The organism is Agrobacterium sp. SOY23, assembly GCF_027212525.1.
Lineage (GTDB): Bacteria > Pseudomonadota > Alphaproteobacteria > Rhizobiales > Rhizobiaceae > Agrobacterium > Agrobacterium tumefaciens_I.
The window spans coordinates 319,206-342,084 of the sequence record NZ_JAPWDT010000004.1 but is presented as its reverse complement, the minus strand read 5'-3'; the positions used below and the strand labels follow the sequence as shown (position 1 = coordinate 342,084).

Below are 22,879 nucleotides of genomic sequence, written 5' to 3'. Positions count from 1 at the left end.
GAAAGACCCGGTTCTCGTATCAATATCAGGTGTTGACGATCTGCGCCTTCTTGCGCAGTTCCTCGATATATTTCTTCTCGTTCGGGTTTTCGCCGTCCTTGGCCTTCATCAGGTCTTCGGACTTGAATACCATTTCCGCCGCATAGTCGTCGGAAACCTGACGCTGCTTGCAGATCGCCAGATATTCGACGCCCTTTTCGGTGACGCGTGTGCCGGTGGTGCCGCCTTCCTTGGTCTTCTCAACCAGAGCCTTCCAGTCTTCCGGCAGTTCCGGCGCCAGAATACGGCCGAGATCCTTGATCGCCACATCGCGCATGGTTGCGGCGAAGCTCATGGCCTGATCGCAGCCGGGATAGCGCTTGCGCGAGGCTTCGGCCTCGGCCTTGCGCTTGCCGGTAATGGCGTTGCGCTTCGATTCCGGGATGACGAAAATGACCTGCTGCAGGAAATATTCCGTCGTCACCGGCTTTTCGCCGCGTTCCTTCAGGCGGGTGACGAGATCCTGGTTCGACATCTTGCCGCGTGCGCCATAACGGGCGTTGACGAGGCGCGGCCAGCTCATCTGCACAGCGATGAAGGCCTTGAAATGGTCGGCGCCGACACCCGCCTGCGAAAGCACCTTCGTCAATTGCTGCGGGGTCATCTTGTTGTTGCCGGCGAAGCGCGCGAAGGCCGCATCGACATCGTCGGTGCTGACCGACATTTTCACGCGGCCGATCTCCTCGCGTTTCAACGCTTCGTCGACCAGCTGTTCGCGGGCCTTTTCGTTGAGGTTGCCGGACTGGCGCTGCAGCTTCAGAAAAGCGACGCGCCTGGCAATATCATCATTGGTGATGGGGGTCTTGTTGACGACGATCTTGACCGTGCTGTCAGCAAAGGCCGGGCTTGCGGAGGGCAAGACGGCCATGGGAACGGCGAATATCGCAAAGGCGAAAGCAGCGCCACGCAAAGCCGACTTTCCGAAATTCATCATGTCCTTCTCCCTTTCGTCGGGCAGGTTTCTGTTTCCTGTCCCGCCAATCTGTTCCGCCTGATGATGGGGAATCATCCAAACCCCGCCATTTCAGACCTGCATTTGTGCATCCGCACCGCGAATTTGGCACGTATATATCATCGTGATCCGCAAAACGGCAATGTGTCGGTTTGTTGAAAGAAGCCCCGATACGGTCTCATGCCGAGCCGACACTGGCGCGTTGTTGCGGCAAAACCGTGACTTTTACTGGCCGGATTGCAAAAAGGCAGGCCACGATGCTGTGTGGCCTGCCTTTAAACTCAGTAATTGTTCGGCTTCCAGCCAATATCCATCTCGCTCCAGTCCTCATTTGCTGAACCGATGCTGACATCGCCGAGCGTGCGGAAGGCCAGGCGGGCATTGATCGACCAGTCATTGGCGGCCTGCCGGCTGGAGTTGATATTGCCTTCGTCGGAATAGCTGACCGTCAGGATGGTGCACTCATCCTGATAGGCGATGCCGATACGGCGCTCTGCGGCAAATTTTCCGTTCAGATCGTAGTTGATCGAGCCGAACAGCGACCAGTTGTCGTCCATGCGCAGCGTGCCAGAAGCCTGGATGATATCGCGGTCTTCGTTATAGCCGTATTTCGGCTGCGCCTTGACCTGCGTATAGCTGAGCTTGCCGGTAAGGCGGCGGTCCGAATAGCTGATACCGGTCTCCGAGCGATTGATGTCGAAATCGTCCTTGTCGAGACGCAGGCTCGACGAGAGCGAAAGACCGATCGGCGCATCGAAAGCGGCCATGGCGACGTAGTCCGAACGGTCGGATTCGAGGCCCGAATTGGCGCCGGCATTGACGAGATCGTAGGAGGCGAAGGAATTGTCGCCCGCCAGATGGAAGGACTGGCCAGCAATGGCGCGAACGCCGTAGCCGTTGTCGAACGTACCGTTATAGCGGAAACCGATATTGGCGCGCGTGCCGCCTTCGATCCGGTCGAAACCGGAGAACTTGTCGCGTTCGAACAGATTGGTCGCGTCGAAGACGAATGCCTGCGCATCCTCGTTCGGAAGACGACCGGCATATTGTTCGTTCGGACGCACGAAAATCTGTGCAATCGGCTCGATCACGTGGCTGCTGTTGAGCGCCGTGAACAGCCAGGGATAACGCACTTCCAGACCGCCGGTGACCATGCCGCGGAAAGCCGCGCCGTCATTCATCATGCCCTCATAGGCATAGGAGGTGCCGCCCGAGGTGAAGGACGCCGGAGACATGTCCGTCCAGAGTGCGTCGCCGCGCGCCGCAAGGATCGGGGTGATCTGCAGGCCGCTATCCAGGGTGAAGGTGCGCTTCCACTCGGCTTCGGTGGAAAGGCGGGTGTAGTCGCCTTCAAGCCCGCTGAAGCGCGGATAACCGTCAAGTGCGTAAGCATCCTGCTTGAGGCGCGTAATGCTCGTCAGATTGGTAGTCAGCGAAAGCTCGCCGCCATAGACCGGATCCGGCACGAAATAGCGATAGTCGACAACGGGGTGGACGATCGCCTGCTTGCGTTCCTTGGATTCGGTATTGTCCGTATCCTGAACGTTGAAATAATAGCCGCGTGCTTCGAAGCTGTTCCGTTCACTGGAACCATTCAGATAAATCTGGTTGGTCTGGACGTCGCTCTTGTAACCCTTCAGCCCGTAGGTGCGCGAAAAGTTATTGTCGGTCTGCACCATGGCATCCCAGCCGAAGGCCCAGCGCGGGTTGATCGAAAAATCACCCTTGCTTGCGATCATGCCGCGATTGTCATTGAGGGCGTCGCTGGTTCCTGCCGTGAAGGTCTCGGACTTCAGCTGGCTGATGCCGGCGATCGTCACGGTATGCATGCCGGTTTCGAAACGCTGGCGCAATTCCGCCTGCAGCAGCAGACCCTGCGTCGTGTAATAGGTCGGTGTGACGGTCACGTCCGACGTGTCGGACAGAACCTGGAAATAGGGAACGCCGATGCCGAAACCGAGATTGTCGGTAATGCTCATCTGCGGGAACAGGAAACCGGACTTCCGCTTCACCGTATTGTCCGGAACCGTGAGGAACGGAATATAGGCGATCGAACGACCGAAAAGCTGCAGGCGGGCTTTTTCCAGCCGCACCGTGTGGGTCTTGCCGTCCTGGATAACGCGTTCAGCCTTGACCTGCCACAGCGGCGCCTTTTCGGGCCGTTCGGCACAGGGCAGACATGCGGTGTACACACCGTTGTTGAGCACCATCACGTCGCCTTCGAGACGCTCGGCGCTTTCACCCGCGATACGGGTATTGTCCGTGGTCTCGACGCGCAGGGCATTAACGAAGCCCTTGCCGAAATCGTCGGTGACGTCCATCTCGTCGGCATAGATCTTGTTGCCGCCAGGCTCGATCAACTCGATATTGCCATGGGCGATCACGCGGCCGGTCTGCTGGTTGTATTCCACTTGCTGGGCCACCATGCGGTAGCCCGAATATTTCATGCGAACCACGCCCTTTGCGATCACGCGCTGGGAATCGCGATTATAGGTCAGTTCATTTGCCGTAAGCAGGAGTTTCGAATCGTCTTGGCTTGCCGACGCAAGCAGTCCATCCTGGCCGAAAGCGACCGGGCTGGATGCCAAATACGCGCACACAGCGGCACCTGTCAGAAGGGCCGTCCAAAGCCGCCTGATATTCCCGCGGTCATATACCGCCACTAGCCGTCCTCCTGATGAAGCAGAATGGTTGCCCCCAAAGCCAACGCCACGATAACTGGAACCCAGACCGCGACGGTGGGAGGGACAACACCACCACTCCCGAATGCCCTTACGAGCACGGTTACTACATAAAGCACGAAGCCGGAAACGATTCCACCCAGAATCACGGAGCGCGATTGGGCGAAGCGGCTGAACTTTAATGAAACGGTCGCGGCGATCAAGGTCATCGCGACCAGAAGCAGGGGCGTCGATAGCAGGAAATGGTACTGCGTCTCAAGCGCCTTTGAAGATAGTCCAAAGGACTTTGCAACTTCGATCTTGTGAGAAAGGTCAAAGAAAGCAACGGTTTCCGTCTGCGTCATGCGCTCTTGGACGAATTCCCGTCTCAGATTGGTACTGATCCGCGTGCTCTCTTGCCGAACTGGCACATGTCCGGCGCGCGTTTCCGAAACACCGTTAAGAAGCCAGTAACCATCTTCCAACTTAGCCGACTTCGCATCCTTCCGCGAGACGATGTTTCCGTCCTTGTCGATGTCGATGAGAACCACGTCGAGAAGCATCGTTCCGTTGTCTTCGAAGCTCTTGGCGCCGATGATCGTATCCTGACCGCCGCTCGACTGGCGCATCCACGGAACGATCTCCTGCTGGCGCCCGCCGCCTGCTTCGTTGCGCAGACCGGCCTCCATGGCCAGCGACTTGTTCTGACCCCATGCGGCGATGGGGTTCAGGATGGTGACGGACAAAATGCCGATGAAAACCGCGCCGAGCACGAAGGGAAGGATGAATTGCCAGGCGGAAATGCCGGCGGCGCGGGTCACCACCAGTTCGTAGCGCCGATTGAGCGAGATCAGCGTCGTCATGCCGACGAAAAGCGCGATGAAGGGAACGGTCTGCTGCAGGATCAGCGGCAGGCGAAGCGCGGTCAGGCCGAGTGCGGCCGGCACGGAATAGCCGGGCAGGCCGGACATGCGCCGCGCGGTTTCGCTGAAATCGGCGAGATAGATGATCGAGGATACGCCGAGCACGAACCAGACGGCGGTGATCAGATAGCGCTTCAGAAAATAACGGGCGAGCGTGTTGAAGATCATGTGTTGCCGCTCCCGGAGCTTTTCGCCAGCCGGCTGGAGAAGAGGCGGCGCAGGCGGCCCATTGCATCGGCGATGGTTCTCGGCATTTTCGGCTTGCGGCCGGTCAGCAGGATGAAGGCGGCGGCACCGCCGCTGAGACCCGGCACGGCATAGACCAGCGGAATGAAGGCCGCGCTCTGCTTGATTTGATTGGTGACGTAAAAACCGAGCCAGCGCAGCATGAAGGCCGTTACCAGCGCGGCGACCATCGGATGCAGGCGCGCCTCGCGATGCGAACGGGCGTCGGCGGCGATGACCAGCGAAATCAGCGCGAAGGAGAAGGCGAACATCCAGTCCGACAGGCGTTTGTGCAGCTCGCTGCGGAAGTTTTCCGGCGAGCGCTTGTAGCTTGCATTGTTCTCGTCGGGTGAGAGGAGGAAACCGAGGCTGGCGTCGCCGGGGGAAAGCGACGGTTCGGAATCCTGCTTTTCCGACATGGTCGAAAGGTCGAAGGCATAGGACAGGAACTTGACGATCGAGACCTTGCCGTCCGGTGTCTTCTGCTGCACTTCGCCGTCGCGCATGGTCAGCGACGTGCCGCTTTCGTCGATCATGCCTTCCTTGGCATAATAGATGAGGTCGAAATTCGGATCGCGGCGGTCAGCGACGAACAGGCCCTTGAGGATGCGGCCCTGCCGCTGGGCGATCTGCACGTAAAGACCGTCCTGAATGGTGCGGAAGGTCTTTTCCTCGATCACCGAAGACAGCAGGTCGGCATAGGCGGCGGCCACCATCTGCCGGGCGGAGCTGCGCGCAGGCGGCTCGATGAAATTGGTGATGGTGAAGGAAAGAGCGCTCAAAACCGCGGCGAGAATGAGCACCGGGCGATACATGACCGAACGCGGCGACCCGGCCGCATCGATGATGGCAAGCTCCGAGTCGTTGTTCATTGCAGTGAAGATCTGGGTGATGCCGATCACCAGCGCGAAAGGAAGCACGACGGGAATGAGCGTCGGCAGGATCATCGTCGCGAGCGCCATGAAGGAGCCCATCGACTGGCCGGTATCGGTGACGAGATTGATTCTCTGGAGAACCTGGATGGTCCAGATGATGGCCAGCACCGGCAGCAGCGCGACCAGAAACATCTGCGTTGTCCGCCGCAGGATATAGTTCTCGAGAAGCTTCATACGGCCCTGTTCGATATTGTTTTTTCGTGCGATCGCTCGCCGAATTTCCGCTTATCTAATCGCATCATTTGCAATTGGCTATTCCGGCGTGCTCACAAATATGTTTTGCGCGACGATTTTTCCACCGCCTGTGTCTTTTTGTGGAACAAGCTGTCGGTTTCATGACGTGATTTCGCATTCCACAAAAATGCCTTTCCTTTAACGACTGTAGGTCTTTAAAGAATGCAGGGTTGCGCCGGGAGCCGAAAAGGCCATGATCGGGCGCATCATGTAGGTTGTCCAGGAAGAGCAGGAAAACATGTCCGCCAAATTCGATATTTCTTTCGCCAATTCCGCCTCGCTTGAAAACGCGCTCGCCGTCGTGCTGCAGGCCTCGGGTGAGGCGCAGGCCGTCGCCGGTGCTTCCGAGGCAGACCCGGGTGGTGTGATCGCGAGGGCGGCGAAGATTTCGGGCTTTTCGGTAAAGTCCATGGCGACGCTCGACGTGATCGCGCCGCAGGGTTCCACCGCCGACCGGCTGCTCGTCGTCGGGTTGGGCAAGCCCTCCAAGCTGGTCGCGCATGACTGGCTGCGCGCCGGCGGCACCGCCGCTGCCAATTTCAGGAAAGCCGACAAGGTCGTCGTCTATCTCGATGCGCCGGGCGTCGAGGTCGGTGCTGAGGCGGCTGCGGATTTCGCGCTTGGCATTTTGCTGCGCGCCTATAGCTTCGATGCCTATAAGACCAAGAAGAAGTCCGACGATGAAAAGACGCCGAAGAAGGTTGATGTCGTCATCGTAACCGCCGCCCATCAGGAAGCCGAAAAGGCCTTTGCCGTTTCCGAAGCTGTCGCAGGCGGCGTGATTCTGGCGCGCGATCTCGTCAACCTGCCGCCGAACGTTCTCGGCCCCGTCGAATTCGCCGAAAAAGCCGAAGAGCTGCGCAAGCTCGGCGTCGATGTTGAAATTCTCGGTGAGAAGGAGCTGAAGAAGCTCGGCATGAACGCGCTTCTCGGTGTGGCGCAGGGCTCGGCCCGTCCGCCACGGCTTGCGGTGATGCAGTGGAACGGCGGCAACAAGAAGGACGAGCCGATCGCCTTTGTCGGCAAGGGCGTCGTTTTCGATACCGGCGGCATTTCGCTGAAGCCCGGCCTCAATATGGAAGACATGAAGGGCGACATGGGTGGAGCTGCCGCCGTGACCGGCCTGATGCACGTGCTCGCCGCCCGCAAGGCCAAGGCGAATGTGATCGGCGTCATCGGCCTTGTCGAAAACATGCCGGATGGTAACGCTCAGCGCCCCGGCGATATCGTCACCTCCATGTCCGGCCAGACCATCGAGATCATCAATACCGATGCCGAAGGCCGGCTGGTTCTGGCCGACGCGCTCTGGTACACCAAGGATCGCTTCAACCCGAAATTCATGGTGAACCTCGCCACGCTGACAGGCGCGATCACGGTTGCGCTCGGCAATCTTCAGGCCGGGCTTTTCTCCAATGACGATGAGCTGGCGGCGCGTCTTGCGCAGGCGGGCGATGTGACGGCTGAAAAGCTTTGGCGCATGCCGCTCGGTAAGGATTACGACAAGATCATCGATTCCAAATTCGCCGACATGAAGAACAGCTCCGGCCGCCTGGCGGGTTCCGTCACCGCCGCGCAGTTCCTCAAACGCTTTGTTGGCGAGACGTCGTGGGCGCATCTCGATATCGCCGGAACCGCCATGGGGTCGCCGCTGACCGAGATCAACCAGTCCTGGGGATCGGGTTATGGCGTGCGTCTGCTGAACGAACTCGTTCGTGCCCATTACGAAGATTGAAGAAAGCGGAGCGGCACGTCTGCGGATGACTGAAATTCTGTTCTACCATCTGACGGAATCGAAGCTGGAGGATGCGCTGCCGCCTTTGCTCGAGAAATCGCTGGAACGCGGCTGGAAAGTCGCGATCCAGACGGTGGATGAGGAGCGCCGCGATTTCCTCGACTCGCATCTATGGACCTTTCGCGACGACAGTTTCCTGCCGCACGCCACGGACGCCTCTCCGGCACCGCAAAACCAGCCGATTCTTCTGACGGCATCGGATGAGAACGACAATGCCGCGAGTGTGCGCTTTCTGGTCGATGGCGCCGAGCCACCGGCGGTGGAGGCCTATGAGCGCGTCGTGTTCATGTTCGACGGATACGATGCCTACCAGCTGGAAATGGCGCGTAACCATTGGAAAAGGCTGAAGACGGAGGGGCATTCCCTGACCTATTGGCAGCAGTCTCCTGAAGGCCGCTGGCAGAAAAAGGCCTGATTGGCCATGTGGCGTCAATTACCGGTTTTCGCATCCGGGGTCTGGGAAAGCCCGAAGGGTCTCGGCGGCGCGGTTTGAATCAGGCCAAAAAATCAGGGCGCGACCGTTTCATCAGTCGCGCCCTTTGAAGCTTGTGTTTTGGCAAGCGCTGCGGCTGCTCAGTCGTAGAAGGAATCTACGAATTTGTGGCGGCCGAGCAGGAAGGCGTCGGCCACATGGGTGAGCGGCGCAAGATCGACGTCGGAGCGGCCCGCCTTGATGATCTCGGCAAAACGCTCGTAAAGGGACGGATATTCCCGTTCCGGCTCGGACAGCTTTTCCTCGCCGTTGATCGAGAGTTTTGCGCCGCCTTCCGAAAGCACCATTCGTCCCGCTGCCGTTTCGGCAACGATGTCCCAGCTCTGTTTGCCGGTCTGGCGCCAGTCGAATTCGGCGTGGACGGGCATTTTCGTCACGTCGGAAAAATGCAGGTCGGCGGCAATCGGGGCGTCGCGGTTTTCCGGGAATTCGAGCGTCGCCTTGGTCAGGAACAGCGCGCGCGGCAGGATGTGGGTGATGATCGAGAGCGCATTGATGCCGGGATCGAACACGCCGAGGCCGCCTGCCTGCCAGATCCAGTCCTGGTTCGGGTGCCAATGGCGCACGTCTTCTTTCCAGATCACATGCACGCTGTCGATTTTCGTCGAGGCGAGAAAGGCTTTTGCGGCTTCCACTCCGGGAGCATAACGGGAATGCCAGCTGGCAAACAGCGAAAGGCCCTTCGAATCCGCGAGACGAACGAGATCCTGCACTTCAGAAAGCGTCGCGCCCGGCGGCTTTTCGAGGAAGACATGCTTGCCGGTATTCAGTGCCGCATAAGCCGCCTCGTAACGATATTGCGGCGGCATGCACAGCGAAACCGCGTCGATTTGCGGCTCCGCCGCAAGCATCGCCTCGATGGTGCCATAGGAAGCGACGCCATCCACGGTGCCGTGACGGCTCGCGGTGCAGATCAATTCAAAATCCGGATTGCCTGCGATGGCGGGAAGATGCTGGTCGCGAACGATTTTTCCGACGCCGACAATGGCAAGCTTGGTGGCTGACATGGAGAGGAACCCGTTTGAGTGCTGCATGATGGGATAAAGTGTGATTTTTACAAGTTTTTAGCAGAAACGCTCGAAGGAGCAAGGCAATCGTCCCTGTGCGGGGCGTCTTTTTTTAAGCTGTAACTTTATAAGAAAAATTCCGTAATTATTGTTTATTTATCAGGTGATATCTGGATTCTACAAATACTTTCCGGAATTTGAAGTTTTATTTTTGATTTTAACGGTTTGAATATTGATTTCAACGAGGTATGTTCTGTGAATATTCGATAACAATATTATATTTCACTGAAATGAATTTTTGAAAAGCAGGTCTATGGTGGTTCCGTTTGAAGATGGCCGTTTTCCGGCTTCGTTCAGAAAGCCAATGAAAGCAGGCGTCAATTCGCTGTCGATGGCTTGATTTTCGCGCCGCTCTCCGCAGCCGTTGCCTGCCCGTTGGCGCGGCGCTGATGCCGGCCGCCGGACATATAGCGGGATGCGGCGGATCGGCCGAAGTCGTCGGCGTCGAAACGCGGTGTCGCTCCAGGGCATGCAAAGCTTGGAAAACCGAAGACCTGACGATGTGTTATAGTTCTGTCCTGCGCAGGCGATACGCCGGAGATCCGGCGCCATAATAAATAATAACCGGGGATTTGCAGATGATGGAATTGATCGCCGCCCAGGCGGCAGCCTCCTCCGCCGAGCTTCCATTCCTGCTGCTCCAGGCCGCCGCCGTCGTCGGCATGATATCCGTGCTGATCCTTCTGCGGCGCAATATCGCTTTGGAAGACCCGCGCTATAAAATCTACTTCGGCATCGTGTTCGGAGTGGCCGGTTTTCTGCTGACGTCGCTGGTGTCCGAATTCATCAAGCTGCCCTCCAAGCCCTATATCCGTTCCGACCTGCTTTTTCTGGCCGGCGTTTTGGGGTCCTGGCAAGGTGGTTTGATAAGTCTGGCATTCGTTTCCGCCGGGCGTTTTCTGTTCGGTGGTCCGGCCCTCTTCGGGGCCGCCTTTCTGGATATGTGCATCATCTCCGCATTCGGGATAATGATGTATGGCTGGATGCGCAGGCGCAGCTTGACCGAGATCGGTGTCCGGGAAGTCGCCGGAGTATTCTCGATCAGGGTCTTTGCAGTGTTGTGCGCCGTTTCCGTGACCTACAGTCTCGGCATGATCAATCAGGAACTGTTCCTCAGCAATGTCGGGCGGCGCATCTTCGGCTCGATTGTCGGCCTGCCGATGATCGTCTGCCTGTTCGTCCTGCTGCGCAGCGAGGCGCGGGGGCGCGAACAGGACAAAAAACGCGATGCCGCGGCGCGGACGGACCCACTGACGGGCCTGCCCAACCGCCGTGCCCTCAAGGACCACATAGAAACAACCATGCGGCATGATCCGACCGTTCCGCACGCTCTCGTTCTGATCGAAATCGTCAATATCGCCGATGTCGCCGCCTGCGAGGGTGAGGATTGGGGCGATCTTTTCTGGCCGCGGCTGGCGCAGGAGGTCTGCGACGGTAACAACGGTATGCTGTCGAGTTCCAACGCGCCCAGCAGCTTCATGTTCGGCGATACGACGCTTGCGGTCGTCATTCAGGGGATTTCACTGGAGAAGTCGGAAAGCGCACGACTGATGATGCGCCTGCATGACGGGCTGAGCGCCTTTTCCCGAACGGCGGAGGCGGGACCGGTTCCACACCTCAAGATCGGCGCGGCGAATCTCGACCGGCTTTCCCGGCAGAACGTCGCCTCCTTCCTCCGGCATCTCAGCCTGGCGCTGAAAGGCAGCGACAATCCGGTGCAGATTTTCCCCTTTTCCTTCGCCGAGAAAGCGACACGGGATGAGGGTGTACGGCAGATGCTGGTCACCTGGATCAAATCCGGCAGCCCGCCCATCCACTACCAGCCGAAATTTGAAATGCACAATCGCCGTATGATCGGCGCTGAAGCGCTTTTGCGCGCGGTCGACGCGCGCGGGCAGAGGCTTTCACCCTATTATGTGCTGGAGATCGCCGAACGTCACCGGCTGCTGGTGGAGTTTGAATGGTCGACGATCGAAGCCGTCGTCCGTGACCTGCGCGAACTGCGCAGCCTCGATCCGGATTTTCACCTGGCGGTGAATATTTCCGCCTCGTCTTTTGCGACCGCGCATTTCGGAGACCGGGTGGTGGCGTTCCTGCGGGAGATGGCGGTGCCCGCGCATCGCCTGTCGATCGAGGTGACGGAGATGAGCAGGATGCCGACCATCGATGTCGTGCAGCAGAATTTCGATACGCTGGTCGCTGCCGGTGTGCGGCTGGCGCTGGATGATTTCGGCACCGGATATGCCGCGCTCACCCTGCTGGCGCGGTTCCCGTTCGAAGAGGTCAAGATCGATCACTGGATGACATCCCGGCTCGGTCAGTCGCGGTTCCGGGAGGCCATCGCGCTCGCCTTCGAAAGTGCGGAACGCTATGGCGCCAAGCTGGTGACGGAAGGCATAGAAACGGAGGAGCAGAGCCGGCTTCTCATGCAGATGGGCATCCGCTTCGGACAGGGTTATCTTTATTCGCCCGCCGTGCCGCTGGAGCGGTTGCGGCCCCGCAGGGAATGCGCCTAGCGTGCCGGGACCGAGGCATTGTCTCAGCGGCCAATGGCGCCGGGAAGGAAATTCGGCCATGCCGGATTGAATGTTTCCGCGGCCTGTGCTGAGAAAAGTCCTTTGACGAACCAATGTTGCGACCGCCTTTTCCGGTCGCGCGAGCGAGCCGATGCCTGAAAACGACGACGCATGGAGTGACATGCCCGGAAAGCCGGCTCAGCACTTGCCGGGTGGCCCGCGCCCGCTGGCGGCATGGTCCCTGCCCAGGGTGGTTCTAGCCTGGGCGCTGCTCATGGCAGCCGTCATTGCCGCTCTGGCCGCTTACCATTATGTCAGCCTGCTTGGCGAACTGGAGCGGCAGAGCGACGCGCTGCGGGCTGAGGTATCGCGCCGGGCCGACCAGCATGACGCCCATGTCACCGCGCTTTCGGCGGTGGCGCAGGCGGAGCAGGGGGCGGATTACGGCCTGTTGCTCGACGTCGCCGCTCCCATTCTGCAATTTTATCCGCGCATCGATGAGCTTCAATTGGTGTCCCTCAACGATGGAGGCCCCGTGATCGGCACCCGGCCTCTGGAAGAAGAACTGGCTGGGGTGATCCGCAAGGCGGCATCGGTGTTTTCCGGCCGGCCGGCTCTGGTAGCGAGTGCCTTGAGGCCCGGGCATTACATGATCGTCAAGCGCAGCCCCAACAGCGAGACGGCATCGAAGGTTCTGGTTCTTGCCATCGACGCGGCGCAGCTTCTGGCGTCCGATGCCCCGTTCTGGTCGTCGAAACAGGCGGTGATCCGCCTGAAAATGCCGGATGGAACGATATTGTTCGGTCCGCCGACGCTGCCGGAAAAGCCGCAATATGTCCGGCAGCTGAGCAGCGCCACGCAACCGCTGCTTCTCGAGGCCGCCCTTTCGATCACCTGGCGGGATCTCTTGCCGGGTCGCGCCCTGCTGGCAGGAATGGCCGGCTCCACCGTCGTTTTCCTGCTCGGCATGGTGATGGCGAAGCAGAGGACGCGCATGCGCGCCGCCGAAAGGCGGGCCGAGCTGAGCGGCATGGAGGCAAGGCTCACCCATGCCTCGCGGGTCAATGCGCTGGGCGAGATGGCGAGCGGTCTGGCGCATGAGCTGACCCAGCCTCTGACGGCGATATTGGCGCAGGCGCAGGCTGGCCGACGGTTGCTTGCGCGCCAGGATACCGCTGCCCTTTCCGGCGCTCTGGACGACATGATCGATCAGGCGCGAAGTGCCGCCAACATGCTCGTGCGGTTTCGCAACTGGTCGCTGCCGCACCGTCAGCCCGCCGCCGCGCATGACCTGCGTGCCGCCCTGCGCAATGTCGATGCGCTGCTTGCCGGCGAGGCGGCACGGCACGAGGCGAGTATCGATATCGCCATGCCGGAGACGGCGCTTCCGGTGCGGGCCGATCCGGTGGAAATGGAGCAGGTGATGTTCAATCTGCTGCGCAACGCGCTCGATGCGCTCGCAGCCGTTGAAGGCAGGAAAGCCATTACCGCCACATTGAGCCGCGACGGCGATTTTGCGGTATTCGACGTGGCCGACAACGGCCCCGGCGTCGCACCGGATTTGCGCGCCCGCCTGTTTACGCCTTTCGCGACCACGAAAAAGGACGGCATGGGTCTGGGGCTTGCCCTCAGCCAGCGGCTGGTGGAGCGCGCCGGCGGCGAAATCCTTTATGTCGAGAATGAGAATGGCGCGCTTTTCCGCGTCATCCTGCCTGTCGCGGCGGAGGCGCGGAACCCATGACGCTGCCTGTCTATCTTGTCGATGACGATGACGCCGTGCGCAAGGCGCTGATATTGCTGCTGTCCACCGTCGGCATCAAGGCGAAGGGCTTTGCCGATCCGGTGGTTTTCCTCGGCCAGCTTTCCGCTCTCGAGCCGGGTTGCCTCATTCTCGATATCCGCATGCCGGCCATCACCGGATTGAAGCTGCAGGAAAAGCTGGCGGAGGAGGGCGTCGACTGGCCGGTCATCATCATTTCCGGGCATGGCAATATCGAAGCCTGCCGCCGCGCCTTTCACAATGGCGCGGTGGATTTTCTCTCCAAGCCCGTGGATGAGCAGGATCTCATCGACGCAATCCAGAAAGCGCACGGGATATTGGCCCGCACGCTCGACGCGAAAGCGCTGCATGCCGAGACGAGGGCGCTGTTGGCGCAGCTGACGGCGCGCGAGCGTGAAATCCTCGAACGTATCGCGCTCGGTTTCACCACGCGCCAGATCGCCGATGGGCTCGGCCTGTCGCCGCGCACGGTCGATAGCCACCGCGCGGCCATCGGCCTCAAGCTCGGCACCACCTCGCAGGCGGAAATGACGCGGTTGTGGCTGGAGGCCGGCGCGGATCAGTAGAACTACCGAGCGGCCGGCAAATCTTACGGATTCGCAGCCCCGCGCCGTCCGCCTAAGCTGGGGTCCTCATCAAGCAAGAGGACCTTTTCATGATCCGCAACCTTCTTATCGTTTCCGCCCTGATCGCTCCTTCGGCCGCATTGGCGCAGACGCTGCCGACCGCGCCCTATCTGCCGCTCGACATGGCGGAAAAGGCTGCCAAGGCTGCGCTGCAGGCCTGCTCCGCCAAGGGTAATGCCGTCACCGTTGCCATCGTCACCCGCGATGGCGCCACCAAGACGGTGCTGAAGGCGGACGGTTCCGGCCCGCACACCGTCTCCAGCGCAACCGGCAAGGCCTTTGCGGCCGCATCGCTCGGGCGTGACATCGGCGAGATCGCGGATTTCATCGCCTCCAAGCCGGCCAATGATGGTCTTCGCAACATGGATGAGCGCATGGTCATCCAGGCGGGCGGCCTGCCGATCAAGATCGGCGATGCGCTGGTCGGCGGCATCGGCGTCGGCGGCGCACCGTCGGGCGCGATCGACGCCGAATGCGCCCGCGAAGGCCTCAGCGCCATCGGCGCCAAGTAAGCATCATAAAACAGGGATCGGCGGCTTCCAGCCGCCGGCCCCTCCGGTCATGCATCAGGACGCCATCGCGTCCTCATATTCGCTCGAAAGCAGTAGCCATTGCTCCTCGGCGTCCGAGAGCTTGCTGGCGGCCTCGCCGCGTTCCTTCACTTTCAGCGCGGCCTTGGCGGGCGCTTTTTCGTATAGAGCAGGGTCCGCCAGTTCCTTGTCGAGCGACTGAATCACTTTCTCAAGCTTTGCCGTCAGGGATTCGATTTCGTTGATCTTTTTCTTGAGCGGTGCCAGCTGGGCGCGCTTTTCCGCATTGGCCTTGCGCTGGTCGGCCTTCGAGGCTTGATCGTTGGCCGCCTCTGCCTTGTCCTCCTTCTTCCTGCCGGAGGAAACGACGAGATCGCGATATTCCTCCATGTCGCCTTCGAAGGTCTTGACCGTGCCATCGGCCACCAGCCACAGCCGGTCCACCGTCGCCTCGATCAGGTGGCGATCGTGCGAGATGAGGATGACCGCGCCGCTATAATCGTTCAGCGCCTCGATCAGCGCCCGGCGGCTGTCGATGTCGAGATGGTTGGTCGGTTCGTCGAGGATCAGCAGGTTCGGCGCGTGGAAGGCCGCAAGCCCCATCAGCAGCCGGGCTTTTTCGCCACCGGACAAGTCCTTCGCCGCCGTCGCCATTTTTTCCGTCGCTAGACCCATCTGCGCCACGCGGGCGCGCACCTGCGCTTCCGGCGCCAGCGGCATCAGCTTGCGCACATGTTCGACCGGCGTTTCATCCGGCACGAGGTCATCGAGCTGATGCTGCGCGAAGAAGCCGATCTTGAGGCCCGGGGCGACACGGAGATCGCCCGCCTGCGGCGCAAGCCGGCCGGAGATGAATTTCGCGAAGGTCGATTTGCCGTTGCCGTTCGAGCCAAGCAGCGCGATGCGGTCGTCATTGTCGATCCTGAGATTGAGCTGTTTCAGGATGGATTTGCCGGGCTCGTAACCGACGGCACCGCCATTGATGGCGACGATGGGGGAGGCGGGCTGCTTTTCCGGCTCGGGAAATGTGATCGGCTGGACGTGGTCCTCGATCACGGCGGCGACGGTGCCCATGCGCTCCAGCGCCTTGATGCGGCTCTGCGCCTGCCGTGCCTTGGTGGCCTTGGCGCGGAAACGGTCGATGAAGCTTTGCAGGTGCTTGCGCGCGGCGTCGTTCTTCGCCTTCGCCTTCATCTGCAATTCGTCGGCCTCGGCCTTCTGCCGCTCGAACTGGTCGTAACCGCCGCGGTAGAAGGTCAGCTTCTTCTGGTCGAGATGCACGATGGAGTTGACGGCGTTGTTGAGAAGATCGCGGTCGTGGCTGATGATGATGACGGTATGCGGATAACGCCGGATATAATCTTCCAGCCAGAGCGTGCCTTCGAGGTCGAGATAGTTGGTCGGCTCGTCGAGCAGCAAAAGGTCCGGTTCGGCAAACAGCACCGAGGCGAGCGCCACGCGCATGCGCCAGCCGCCGGAGAAGGAGGAGGCGGGACGAAGCTGCGCCTCGTGATCAAAACCGAGGCCGGCAAGAATGCTCGAGGCGCGCGCTTCGGCCGAATGCGCGTCGATATCGACAAGCCGCATTTGGATTTCGGCGATCCGGTGTGGATCGGTCGCGGTTTCCGCTTCCGCCAGAAGCGCGCTGCGCTCCTTATCGGCGGCGAGCACGATGGAAATCAGTGATTCCTCCGTGCCCGGCGCTTCCTGCGCCACCTGGCCGATGCGGGCGAGTTTCGGGATCGTCACCGAACCGCTTTCCGCCGCCAGATCGCCGGTGATGACCCGGAACAGGGTGGATTTGCCGGCGCCGTTGCGGCCGACGAGACCCGCCTTCACACCGGCGGGAAGCGTCACGCTGGCATGGTCAAGAAGCAGACGCCCGGCAATGCGGGCGGAAAGATCGGTAATCGTAATCATGGCGCCGTTTTGGCCGAACTGTCTGGCCAAGGCAAGAGCGCCCGCGCCACACCATGAGAGAATGCTGCCTCACGCGCCGAGTTGCGCCAGATAGCTGCTGCGGCTGTGCTGTGCCACGTCCCGCGAATAACCGATAACGCAGTTGCGCGTGCCGCAGCGGGCGGAAAGCAGGGCGAGTTCGGCATGGCCGAAAAATTCGGCGGGCGTGGTGGTGCCATCCACCTCCGCGACGCCGATCGACACCGTCAGATGCTCGCCGTCACCGCCGCTGGTCGCAAAGCGCAATGCCTCCACGCTTTGCCGCAGCCGCTCGGCAATCGCCTCGGCCGTATTCTGCGGCACGCCGGCAAACAGAAAGGCGAATTCATCGCCACCGATACGGGCGACGAAATCGTCCTTCTTGATGGTCTTGCGAAACAGGGCGGCGAGCCTTCTAAGCGCCTTGTTGCCGGCGGAAGAGCCATATTTGCCGTTGATTTCCCGGAAATGATCGATGTCGATCAGCACCAGCGAGGTGGCGGATGCCGCCCGGTCCTTCGCAAACAGGGCGCCGAGCTTTTCAAGAAAGGCGGCCCGGTTGGGAAGCGCCGTCAGGCTGTCGCGCAGCGAGGCGGCCTGAAGCTCCGTCCGGTTTCGTTCAACTTCGCGGATTTTCACCAGCCCCATGGCGATGAAATGCCGAAGGCTCGTCTGTTCCTCGTGAATATCGCCCAGCAGATCCAAGAAACGCTCCGCTGCGGGCGGCTCGCCATCCCCGTCCTGCTGAAGGCTGTCCATGAAAGTCTCAGTGCGCTGAAGGCTTGCATCCAGCCGCGCGGAAATACGCGTCAGCGTCTCAAAGGCCTCGCTTGCCATCTGTTCGGCCTCGATCCGGGAAAAGCCGGGCAGATTGTGCCGCTGGCCGATGAGGTCGATTTCATGTTGCTGCGGGGCGTTGCCAAGTGCAAGGATATCACGGCCCATGGCCGGGTTATGTCCCGATAATATTTCATAGATCAGTTCGTAATTGCGCGGCAGCGGCGCAATATTCATCTTGGCGATGAACTGCGTGATTTTGGTAACGACAAGAGCACCTCTTGCCTGTTCACGTTTTTTATCGCCCGCCGATGTCGTCACTGACAGCCCCATACGAATAGAATATTATGAATTGATCGGCGATTACCGATTGTTGAATGACGCTATTCTTACAAGTAACGGTTTAAAATAGACTGAATCCGCAAAGATTTTTGGCCCCGTGAAGCGGTAAATTTCTGCCGCAGCTGCGTATGCGGGTCGGTGGCCGTTCCTTGATCGATTGCATGACAAATCCTGATTTGATTTCATGCGGTGGCCGTTCTTAATATCGCTCATCGATGTTGCAGAAGAAGGGCAGCCCATGACGAATTCCAGAACGCTTTATTCGCTGTGCGGAAGCGATATTTCCCGGCCTTTTTCTCCCCATTGCTGGAAAACCGTGCTTTCGCTGGCCCATAAAGGGCTGGATTTCGAAGAGCGTCCCTTGCCCTTCACGGTGATCCCGACGGTGGAGGATGGGTTTTCGAAGACCGTGCCGATCCTGCGCGATGGCGACCAGCTGGTGAGCGACAGTTTCGAAATCGCGCTTTATCTTGACGAGGCTTACCCGGAACGGCCGTCGCTGTTTGACGGGGAGGGCGGCAAGGCGATGGCCCGTTTTGTCGAAAGCTGGTCGCAGACGGTGCTTCACCCGGCCATCGTCCGCATTGCCGTGCTCGATATCCACAATATGCTGGACGAGCCCGATCGCCGTTATTTCCGTGAAAGCCGCACGAAGGCGCTCGGTCGCCCGCTTGAGGAGGTGGTGGCCAACCGCGAGACGGAAATCGCCGCCTTTCCCGCATTGCTGGCACCGATCCGTCGCATGCTGAACTTCCAGCCCTTTATCGGCGGCACTTCGCCGCTCTTTTCCGATTACATCGTGTTCGGCGCGCTGCAATGGGCGCGGATCACCACCGGGGCCGATCTGTTTGCCGATAATGACCCGGTGCTGGACTGGTTCGAAGGCTGCCTCGATCTCTACGATGCAAGAGGCCGCAGTGTGACAGCGGCGTGAAATGTCTGCCGTGATCATCGCAATCTCGTTGATCCCCCTTGTTTTCGGGCTTTTGGGCGGGTAAAGACCGCCCACTTTCTCTGAAGGAAAAGGAAACGGACACATGGCGATTGAACGCACATTTTCGATGATCAAGCCGGACGCAACCAAGCGTAACCTCACGGGCGCGATCACCAAGGTATTTGAAGACAACGGCCTGCGCGTCATCGCGTCCAAGCGCGTCTGGATGAGCAAGCGCGAAGCCGAAGGCTTCTACGCCGTTCACAAAGAGCGCCCCTTCTTCGGCGAACTCGTTGAAGGCATGACCTCCGGCCCGACCATCGTTCAGGTTCTGGAAGGCGAAAACGCCATCCTCAAGAACCGCGAAATCATGGGCGCCACCAACCCGGCCCAGGCCGCTGAAGGCACCATCCGCAAGACCTTCGCGCTTTCCATCGGCGAAAACTCCGTTCACGGTTCCGACGCTCCGGAAACCGCTGTACAGGAAATCGCCTACTGGTTCGCCGAAACCGAAATCGTCGGCTGATTCAAAATCTCAACGGCTTGAATCGCTGTTTCAGGTGATTGGCTGAGGCCGTTGAAAAGACTCGAAGAAACGGAGCCGAAAGGCTCCGTTTTTTGTTGAGGTGCGGTGAAGGGTTACGACGCCGGGCACCCCTGAACCGGCCGCATATCCGTCGTGCCATCCGGCTTGAACACTTCCGGATTCGGCGTATAGAGCGGCCCGACTACCAGCGGCTTGGCCGGAAGAGCCGACTGGTCGGTATCGGAACGGATCGTGGTCTCGATCGTCTGCAGAATATCGCCATCCGGCCCCTTGATACGGATGGTGACCTTATAGGGCCGGTCCTGTTTCACACATTCGACCGGCGGGCTCTGGACGGTGATCTTTCCGTCCTTGGGGAAAATCTTTTCCCGGGTGGTGAGATCGGGACCGCCGCGCGGGTTTTCGAAGGCCGCTTCCACGCTGCTGCCGTCGCGGATGGGGGCGATGCGTTGAAGTGTCACCAGATAGGTGGCGATGGCCACACGGTAGTTGAAAACGAACATGCGCCCGGAAACTTTCGCGACTTCACGCGGTTCATCGCGCTGGCAGCCGGAAAGAGAAAGCATCGCCGCAATCGCCAGCAGGGGCAGGGCAATTCTTTTCACGATTGCACCTCCTTCTTGCGGTGATAATGCCGGCTGGCCTTCTGCCGGTTGCCGCACACCGCCATGTCGCACCAGATACGGCTTTTGTTCCTGCTGCGGTCGATGAACAGCCAGCCGCAATTGCCGCAGATCCGCAGCCGCTCCCGTGTCTCGCCGGCAAGCAGAGACAGAGCGGAATGGGCCGTGGCGTTGGCGAGATTTTCGGCCCTGGGGAATACCCGCAGCGCCATACCGCCAGCCAGGAGAAGCCGGGCCAGCTTGCCATCGTCATCGGCCCCGCTGGAGACAGACGAACGGAAATGATCGTCGATCGCCTCGCGAAGCTCCAGAAAAACCGGCCGTTCTTCCGCTTCCGGCGCGATGAGGTCGGGAAACCTGTCGCGCTCCGTGCCAAGCCGTGTCGCGGCCTCGGCAAAGGCGGCGATCTGTTCCGGCACGGCAAAACGGTCGAGCGTTCTTGCCGCGTCCGGGCGCAGGATGACACTATTGGCGACATCAAGCGCCAATGCTCCCCCTGCAAAACGATGTTCCGTCCAGCGAAATGTCATGCGCATATTATAACTATCAAAATACGTTTTAACAGTTATAATCGCGACGGGAGGACGGGCTTGGCTTATTTCCTGCAACAATTGCTGAATGCCGTGCCGGTCGCCGCCCTTTATGCGGCTCTGGCCTTCGGTTACGCCATCGCCTTTTCGGTCACGAAACGCGCCGATGTGACCTATGGCGCCATATTCGCTTTTGCCGGCCAGACCTGCCTCTTGTTTGCCGATTTCGGCTGGAACCGGCTGTGGCTGGTTCTGCCGGCAACATTGGCGCTGGGGGCAGGGGCCGGTCTGTTCGGCGGGCTCTGGGCGGCGGGGTTTATCGGCAGGGCGGTGATGCGGCCACTGGCAAAGGCCTCTCCCAACGCGGTCACCGTCGCCTCCGTCGGTGTGCTGATTGCGCTGACCGAAAGCGCGAGGCTCGCCGCCGATACAAGGCAATTATGGCTTCCGCCGCTTCTCGCGAACCCGGTCTGTTTCTGGTCCGACGGCAGCTTTGCCGTGACCCTGACGCCGTTGCAGATGCTGAACACGGCGGCTTTCTGCCTGCTCATTTTCACAGGCTCGCTTTATCTTCGCCGCTCGGCTTTCGGCAGGCGCTGGAAGGCCGTGTCGGATGATGCCTTTGCCGCCTCGCTCTGCGGGGTGAATGCGGGCAGGATATTTCTCTTGTCCTATTGCGCAGCGGGCCTCGTCGCCGCCATCGCCGGCGTGCTGGCGACGTTTTATTACGGCACCATGGATTTCGGCGCAGGTCTGGTCTTTGGGCTGAAAGTCGTACTGATTTCAGCGGCGGGCGGTTATGCCAGCCCGTTCATCTGCGGCCTCGGAGCCGCTGCCGTCGGTTTTGCGGAAACATTCTGGGTGGGTTACGGCCCTGTTGCCTGGCGGGATGCGGCGGTCCTGGCTTTGCTGGTCGGCTGGCTGATCGTCATGCGCAGCAGGGTTGAAGCGCCTTAGTGCATTTCCAGGAAAACTCGGTTCCGGTTTTCCGTCCGGAAATGCGAGAAAAGAAGAAGCGCTATCGCCACTTGTCCTTCGCCGTATCGTCGGTCGCCTTGGCCGCAACCCAATCGCCCGCCGTGCCATCCTTGCCATGTTCCTTTTTCCAGAACGGGGCGGAGGTCTTGAGATAGTCCATCACGAAATTCGCGCCGTCGAAGGCCGCCTGCCGGTGGCTGGAGGCGGCAATGACGAGGACGATGTTCTCGCCGGTGGCGATCTTGCCGTGGCGGTGGATGGCGGTGAGGCCGAGCAGGCCGAAGCGTTCCATGGCGAATTTGGCGATACGGGTGATTTCCGCTTCCGCCATGCCGGGATAATGTTCGAGTTCAAGGGCTGCGAGCGTACCGCCATCATCCCGGCAGAGCCCGGTGAAGGCCACGACCGCGCCAATGCTTCTGTCGCCCTGCGTCAATAGGCGGGTTTCTTCGGCGGCGTCGAAATCCCCTGCCTGCACGCGGACAGTTGGCTCAAGGGCTTTCTGCATCCGTTTATCCCCCCGTCATGGGTGGAAAGATGCCGATCTCGCGTGCGCCGACGATGCTTTCGTCATGCTCGACGTGTTCCTGATTGACGGCAACGCGGATCACATCCGGAAACTCGAAGGCGGCCTCGTAATTTTCGCCGCGGGTCGTGAGCCAGGCGATCAGCTCGCCGGCGGTGGTGACGGAGGAGGGGATGTCCAGCTCTTCCTCATCCGTGCCGATCTTCTCACGCACCCAGGCAAAATAAACGATCCGTGTCATCAGTCTTCGTCCACGATGTGTTTCAGGCCGGCCTTGAAGTAGTCATAGCCGGTATACATGGTCAGCGCCGCGGCGATCCACAGCAGGGTAATGCCCATTTCGGTCGTGTAGGGCAGCACCTTGTCGCCCGCGGGGCCCGCGAGCAGGAAGGCAATGGCAACCATCTGGATGGTGGTTTTCCACTTGGCGATGCGGGTGACGGGAACGCTGACCTTCAGCGCCGCCAGATATTCGCGCAGGCCGGAAACCAGAATTTCACGGCAGAGAATGGTGATGGCCGCCCAGAGCGACCAGCCGGCAATGGTGCCATCCGCAGCCATCAGCAGCAGCACGGAGGCGACCAGCAGCTTGTCGGCGATCGGATCCAGCATGCGGCCGATATTGGAAGTCTGGTTCCAGATACGCGCCAGATAACCATCGAGGAAATCGGTCAGCGAGGCGATGATGAACAGCCACAACGCCGTCCAGCGTGCGAAATCCGAACTTTCCAGCTTTCCTTCGATGAAAAAGCACAGAACGATGACAGGAACCGCAAGAATCCGGCCATAGGTGAGAAGGTTGGGAATGCTGTATGCGCGCGAAGCCATGGGAAACCTGTCAGTCAAAGATCAGCTGCCTTGATGCCGCCGCTAGGGCATAGCGTCAACACGTCATTATGTTTTTTTAGCAGT

At 60.1% G+C, this 22,879-nt stretch carries 21 protein-coding genes; 9 read left to right on the top strand and 12 right to left on the bottom strand.

All coding sequences use genetic code 11. The features are described 5' to 3' along the window. Positions 1-25: 25 nt before the first annotated feature. From O3S81_RS13915 to O3S81_RS13900, 4 genes are all read right to left on the bottom strand, one after another. Entirely contained in the window at positions 26-973 is a 948-nt protein-coding gene (locus O3S81_RS13915; protein ID WP_269344035.1) for a SurA N-terminal domain-containing protein, read from the bottom strand. Between the two features lie 299 nt (positions 974-1,272). Continuing rightward, positions 1,273-3,654 carry an LPS-assembly protein LptD gene (locus O3S81_RS13910; protein WP_269344033.1) on the bottom strand — a complete coding sequence of 794 codons (2,382 nt, stop codon included), beginning with the start codon at positions 3,652-3,654 and terminating at the stop codon, positions 1,273-1,275. Beyond that, on the bottom strand, positions 3,654-4,742 hold the full coding sequence (lptG, locus tag O3S81_RS13905) for an LPS export ABC transporter permease LptG (RefSeq protein WP_269344032.1): 1,089 nt from the start codon (positions 4,740-4,742) through the stop codon (positions 3,654-3,656). The genes O3S81_RS13910 and lptG overlap by 1 nt, the downstream gene beginning before the upstream one ends. Next, positions 4,739-5,908 carry an LptF/LptG family permease gene (locus O3S81_RS13900; protein WP_269344030.1) on the bottom strand — a complete coding sequence of 390 codons (1,170 nt, stop codon included), beginning with the start codon at positions 5,906-5,908 and terminating at the stop codon, positions 4,739-4,741. The genes lptG and O3S81_RS13900 overlap by 4 nt, the downstream gene beginning before the upstream one ends. 298 nt (positions 5,909-6,206) lie before the next feature. Between O3S81_RS13900 and O3S81_RS13895 the strand changes: the two genes are divergently transcribed. Both O3S81_RS13895 and O3S81_RS13890 read left to right on the top strand, forming a co-directional pair. Next, positions 6,207-7,700 carry a leucyl aminopeptidase gene (locus O3S81_RS13895; RefSeq protein WP_269344028.1) on the top strand — a complete coding sequence of 498 codons (1,494 nt, stop codon included), beginning with the start codon at positions 6,207-6,209 and terminating at the stop codon, positions 7,698-7,700. Positions 7,701-7,725: 25 nt separating this feature from the next. Beyond that, the gene (locus tag O3S81_RS13890; RefSeq protein WP_269344026.1) at positions 7,726-8,175 is read left to right on the top strand and encodes a DNA polymerase III subunit chi; all 450 of its coding nucleotides are present in this window, start codon (positions 7,726-7,728) and stop codon (positions 8,173-8,175) included. Positions 8,176-8,333: 158 nt separating this feature from the next. Here O3S81_RS13890 and O3S81_RS13885 read toward each other — a convergent pair whose 3' ends face one another. Continuing rightward, a complete protein-coding gene (locus O3S81_RS13885) occupies positions 8,334-9,260 on the bottom strand; it encodes a Gfo/Idh/MocA family protein (RefSeq protein WP_269344024.1) in 927 nt (308 codons plus the stop codon). 638 nt (positions 9,261-9,898) lie between these two features. Here O3S81_RS13885 and O3S81_RS13880 point away from each other — a divergent pair. The 4 genes from O3S81_RS13880 (at position 9,899) to O3S81_RS13865 (ending at position 14,754) form a co-directional block, all read left to right on the top strand. Next, positions 9,899-11,836, top strand: a complete 1,938-nt coding sequence (locus O3S81_RS13880) for an EAL domain-containing protein (protein WP_269344022.1) — start codon at positions 9,899-9,901, stop codon at positions 11,834-11,836. 151 nt (positions 11,837-11,987) lie between these two features. Then, the gene (locus tag O3S81_RS13875) at positions 11,988-13,577 is read left to right on the top strand and encodes a sensor histidine kinase (RefSeq protein WP_269344020.1); all 1,590 of its coding nucleotides are present in this window, start codon (positions 11,988-11,990) and stop codon (positions 13,575-13,577) included. Then, complete coding sequence (locus tag O3S81_RS13870; protein ID WP_269344018.1) at positions 13,574-14,182, top strand: response regulator transcription factor; 609 nt, start codon at positions 13,574-13,576, stop codon at positions 14,180-14,182. The genes O3S81_RS13875 and O3S81_RS13870 overlap by 4 nt, the downstream gene beginning before the upstream one ends. A gap of 89 nt (positions 14,183-14,271) precedes the next feature. Beyond that, entirely contained in the window at positions 14,272-14,754 is a 483-nt protein-coding gene (locus O3S81_RS13865) for a GlcG/HbpS family heme-binding protein (RefSeq protein WP_269344016.1), read from the top strand. A gap of 54 nt (positions 14,755-14,808) precedes the next feature. Here O3S81_RS13865 and O3S81_RS13860 read toward each other — a convergent pair whose 3' ends face one another. Together O3S81_RS13860 and O3S81_RS13855 are read right to left on the bottom strand one after the other, a co-directional pair. Further along, the gene (locus O3S81_RS13860; RefSeq protein WP_269344015.1) at positions 14,809-16,692 is read right to left on the bottom strand and encodes an ABC-F family ATP-binding cassette domain-containing protein; all 1,884 of its coding nucleotides are present in this window, start codon (positions 16,690-16,692) and stop codon (positions 14,809-14,811) included. 69 nt (positions 16,693-16,761) lie between these two features. Continuing rightward, entirely contained in the window at positions 16,762-17,808 is a 1,047-nt protein-coding gene (locus O3S81_RS13855; protein ID WP_269344013.1) for a GGDEF domain-containing protein, read from the bottom strand. A gap of 259 nt (positions 17,809-18,067) precedes the next feature. On the opposite strand from O3S81_RS13855, the gene O3S81_RS13850 reads away from it, so the two are divergent. Together O3S81_RS13850 and ndk are read left to right on the top strand one after the other, a co-directional pair. After that, positions 18,068-18,763 carry a glutathione S-transferase family protein gene (locus O3S81_RS13850; protein ID WP_269344012.1) on the top strand — a complete coding sequence of 232 codons (696 nt, stop codon included), beginning with the start codon at positions 18,068-18,070 and terminating at the stop codon, positions 18,761-18,763. Between the two features lie 103 nt (positions 18,764-18,866). Then, positions 18,867-19,289, top strand: coding sequence for a nucleoside-diphosphate kinase (ndk, locus tag O3S81_RS13845; RefSeq protein WP_138795688.1), 423 nt, complete (start codon positions 18,867-18,869; stop codon positions 19,287-19,289). A 113-nt stretch (positions 19,290-19,402) separates the two neighbouring features. Here ndk and O3S81_RS13840 read toward each other — a convergent pair whose 3' ends face one another. Then, positions 19,403-19,915 carry a hypothetical protein gene (locus tag O3S81_RS13840; protein WP_269344008.1) on the bottom strand — a complete coding sequence of 171 codons (513 nt, stop codon included), beginning with the start codon at positions 19,913-19,915 and terminating at the stop codon, positions 19,403-19,405. After that, positions 19,912-20,463 (bottom strand): CGNR zinc finger domain-containing protein, encoded by a 552-nt coding sequence (locus O3S81_RS13835; protein ID WP_269344007.1) that lies wholly within the window; start codon positions 20,461-20,463, stop codon positions 19,912-19,914. Before O3S81_RS13835 ends, O3S81_RS13840 begins: the two co-directional genes overlap by 4 nt. A gap of 60 nt (positions 20,464-20,523) precedes the next feature. Here O3S81_RS13835 and O3S81_RS13830 point away from each other — a divergent pair, with 60 nt between their 5' ends. Then, positions 20,524-21,420, top strand: coding sequence for a branched-chain amino acid ABC transporter permease (locus tag O3S81_RS13830; protein WP_269344006.1), 897 nt, complete (start codon positions 20,524-20,526; stop codon positions 21,418-21,420). A 61-nt stretch (positions 21,421-21,481) separates the two neighbouring features. Here the strand turns inward: O3S81_RS13830 and O3S81_RS13825 are convergent, their stop codons facing one another. Genes O3S81_RS13825 through pgsA form a run of 3 tightly spaced genes read right to left on the bottom strand, consistent with a single transcriptional unit; the run spans position 21,482 to position 22,795 of the window. Further along, positions 21,482-21,949, bottom strand: coding sequence for a molybdenum cofactor biosynthesis protein MoaE (locus tag O3S81_RS13825; RefSeq protein WP_269344005.1), 468 nt, complete (start codon positions 21,947-21,949; stop codon positions 21,482-21,484). 4 nt (positions 21,950-21,953) lie between these two features. Beyond that, positions 21,954-22,208, bottom strand: a complete 255-nt coding sequence (gene moaD / locus O3S81_RS13820; RefSeq protein ID WP_269344003.1) for a molybdopterin converting factor subunit 1 — start codon at positions 22,206-22,208, stop codon at positions 21,954-21,956. After that, the gene (pgsA, locus tag O3S81_RS13815) at positions 22,208-22,795 is read right to left on the bottom strand and encodes a CDP-diacylglycerol--glycerol-3-phosphate 3-phosphatidyltransferase (RefSeq protein WP_059752461.1); all 588 of its coding nucleotides are present in this window, start codon (positions 22,793-22,795) and stop codon (positions 22,208-22,210) included. Before pgsA ends, moaD begins: the two co-directional genes overlap by 1 nt. Positions 22,796-22,879 lie beyond the last annotated feature (84 nt).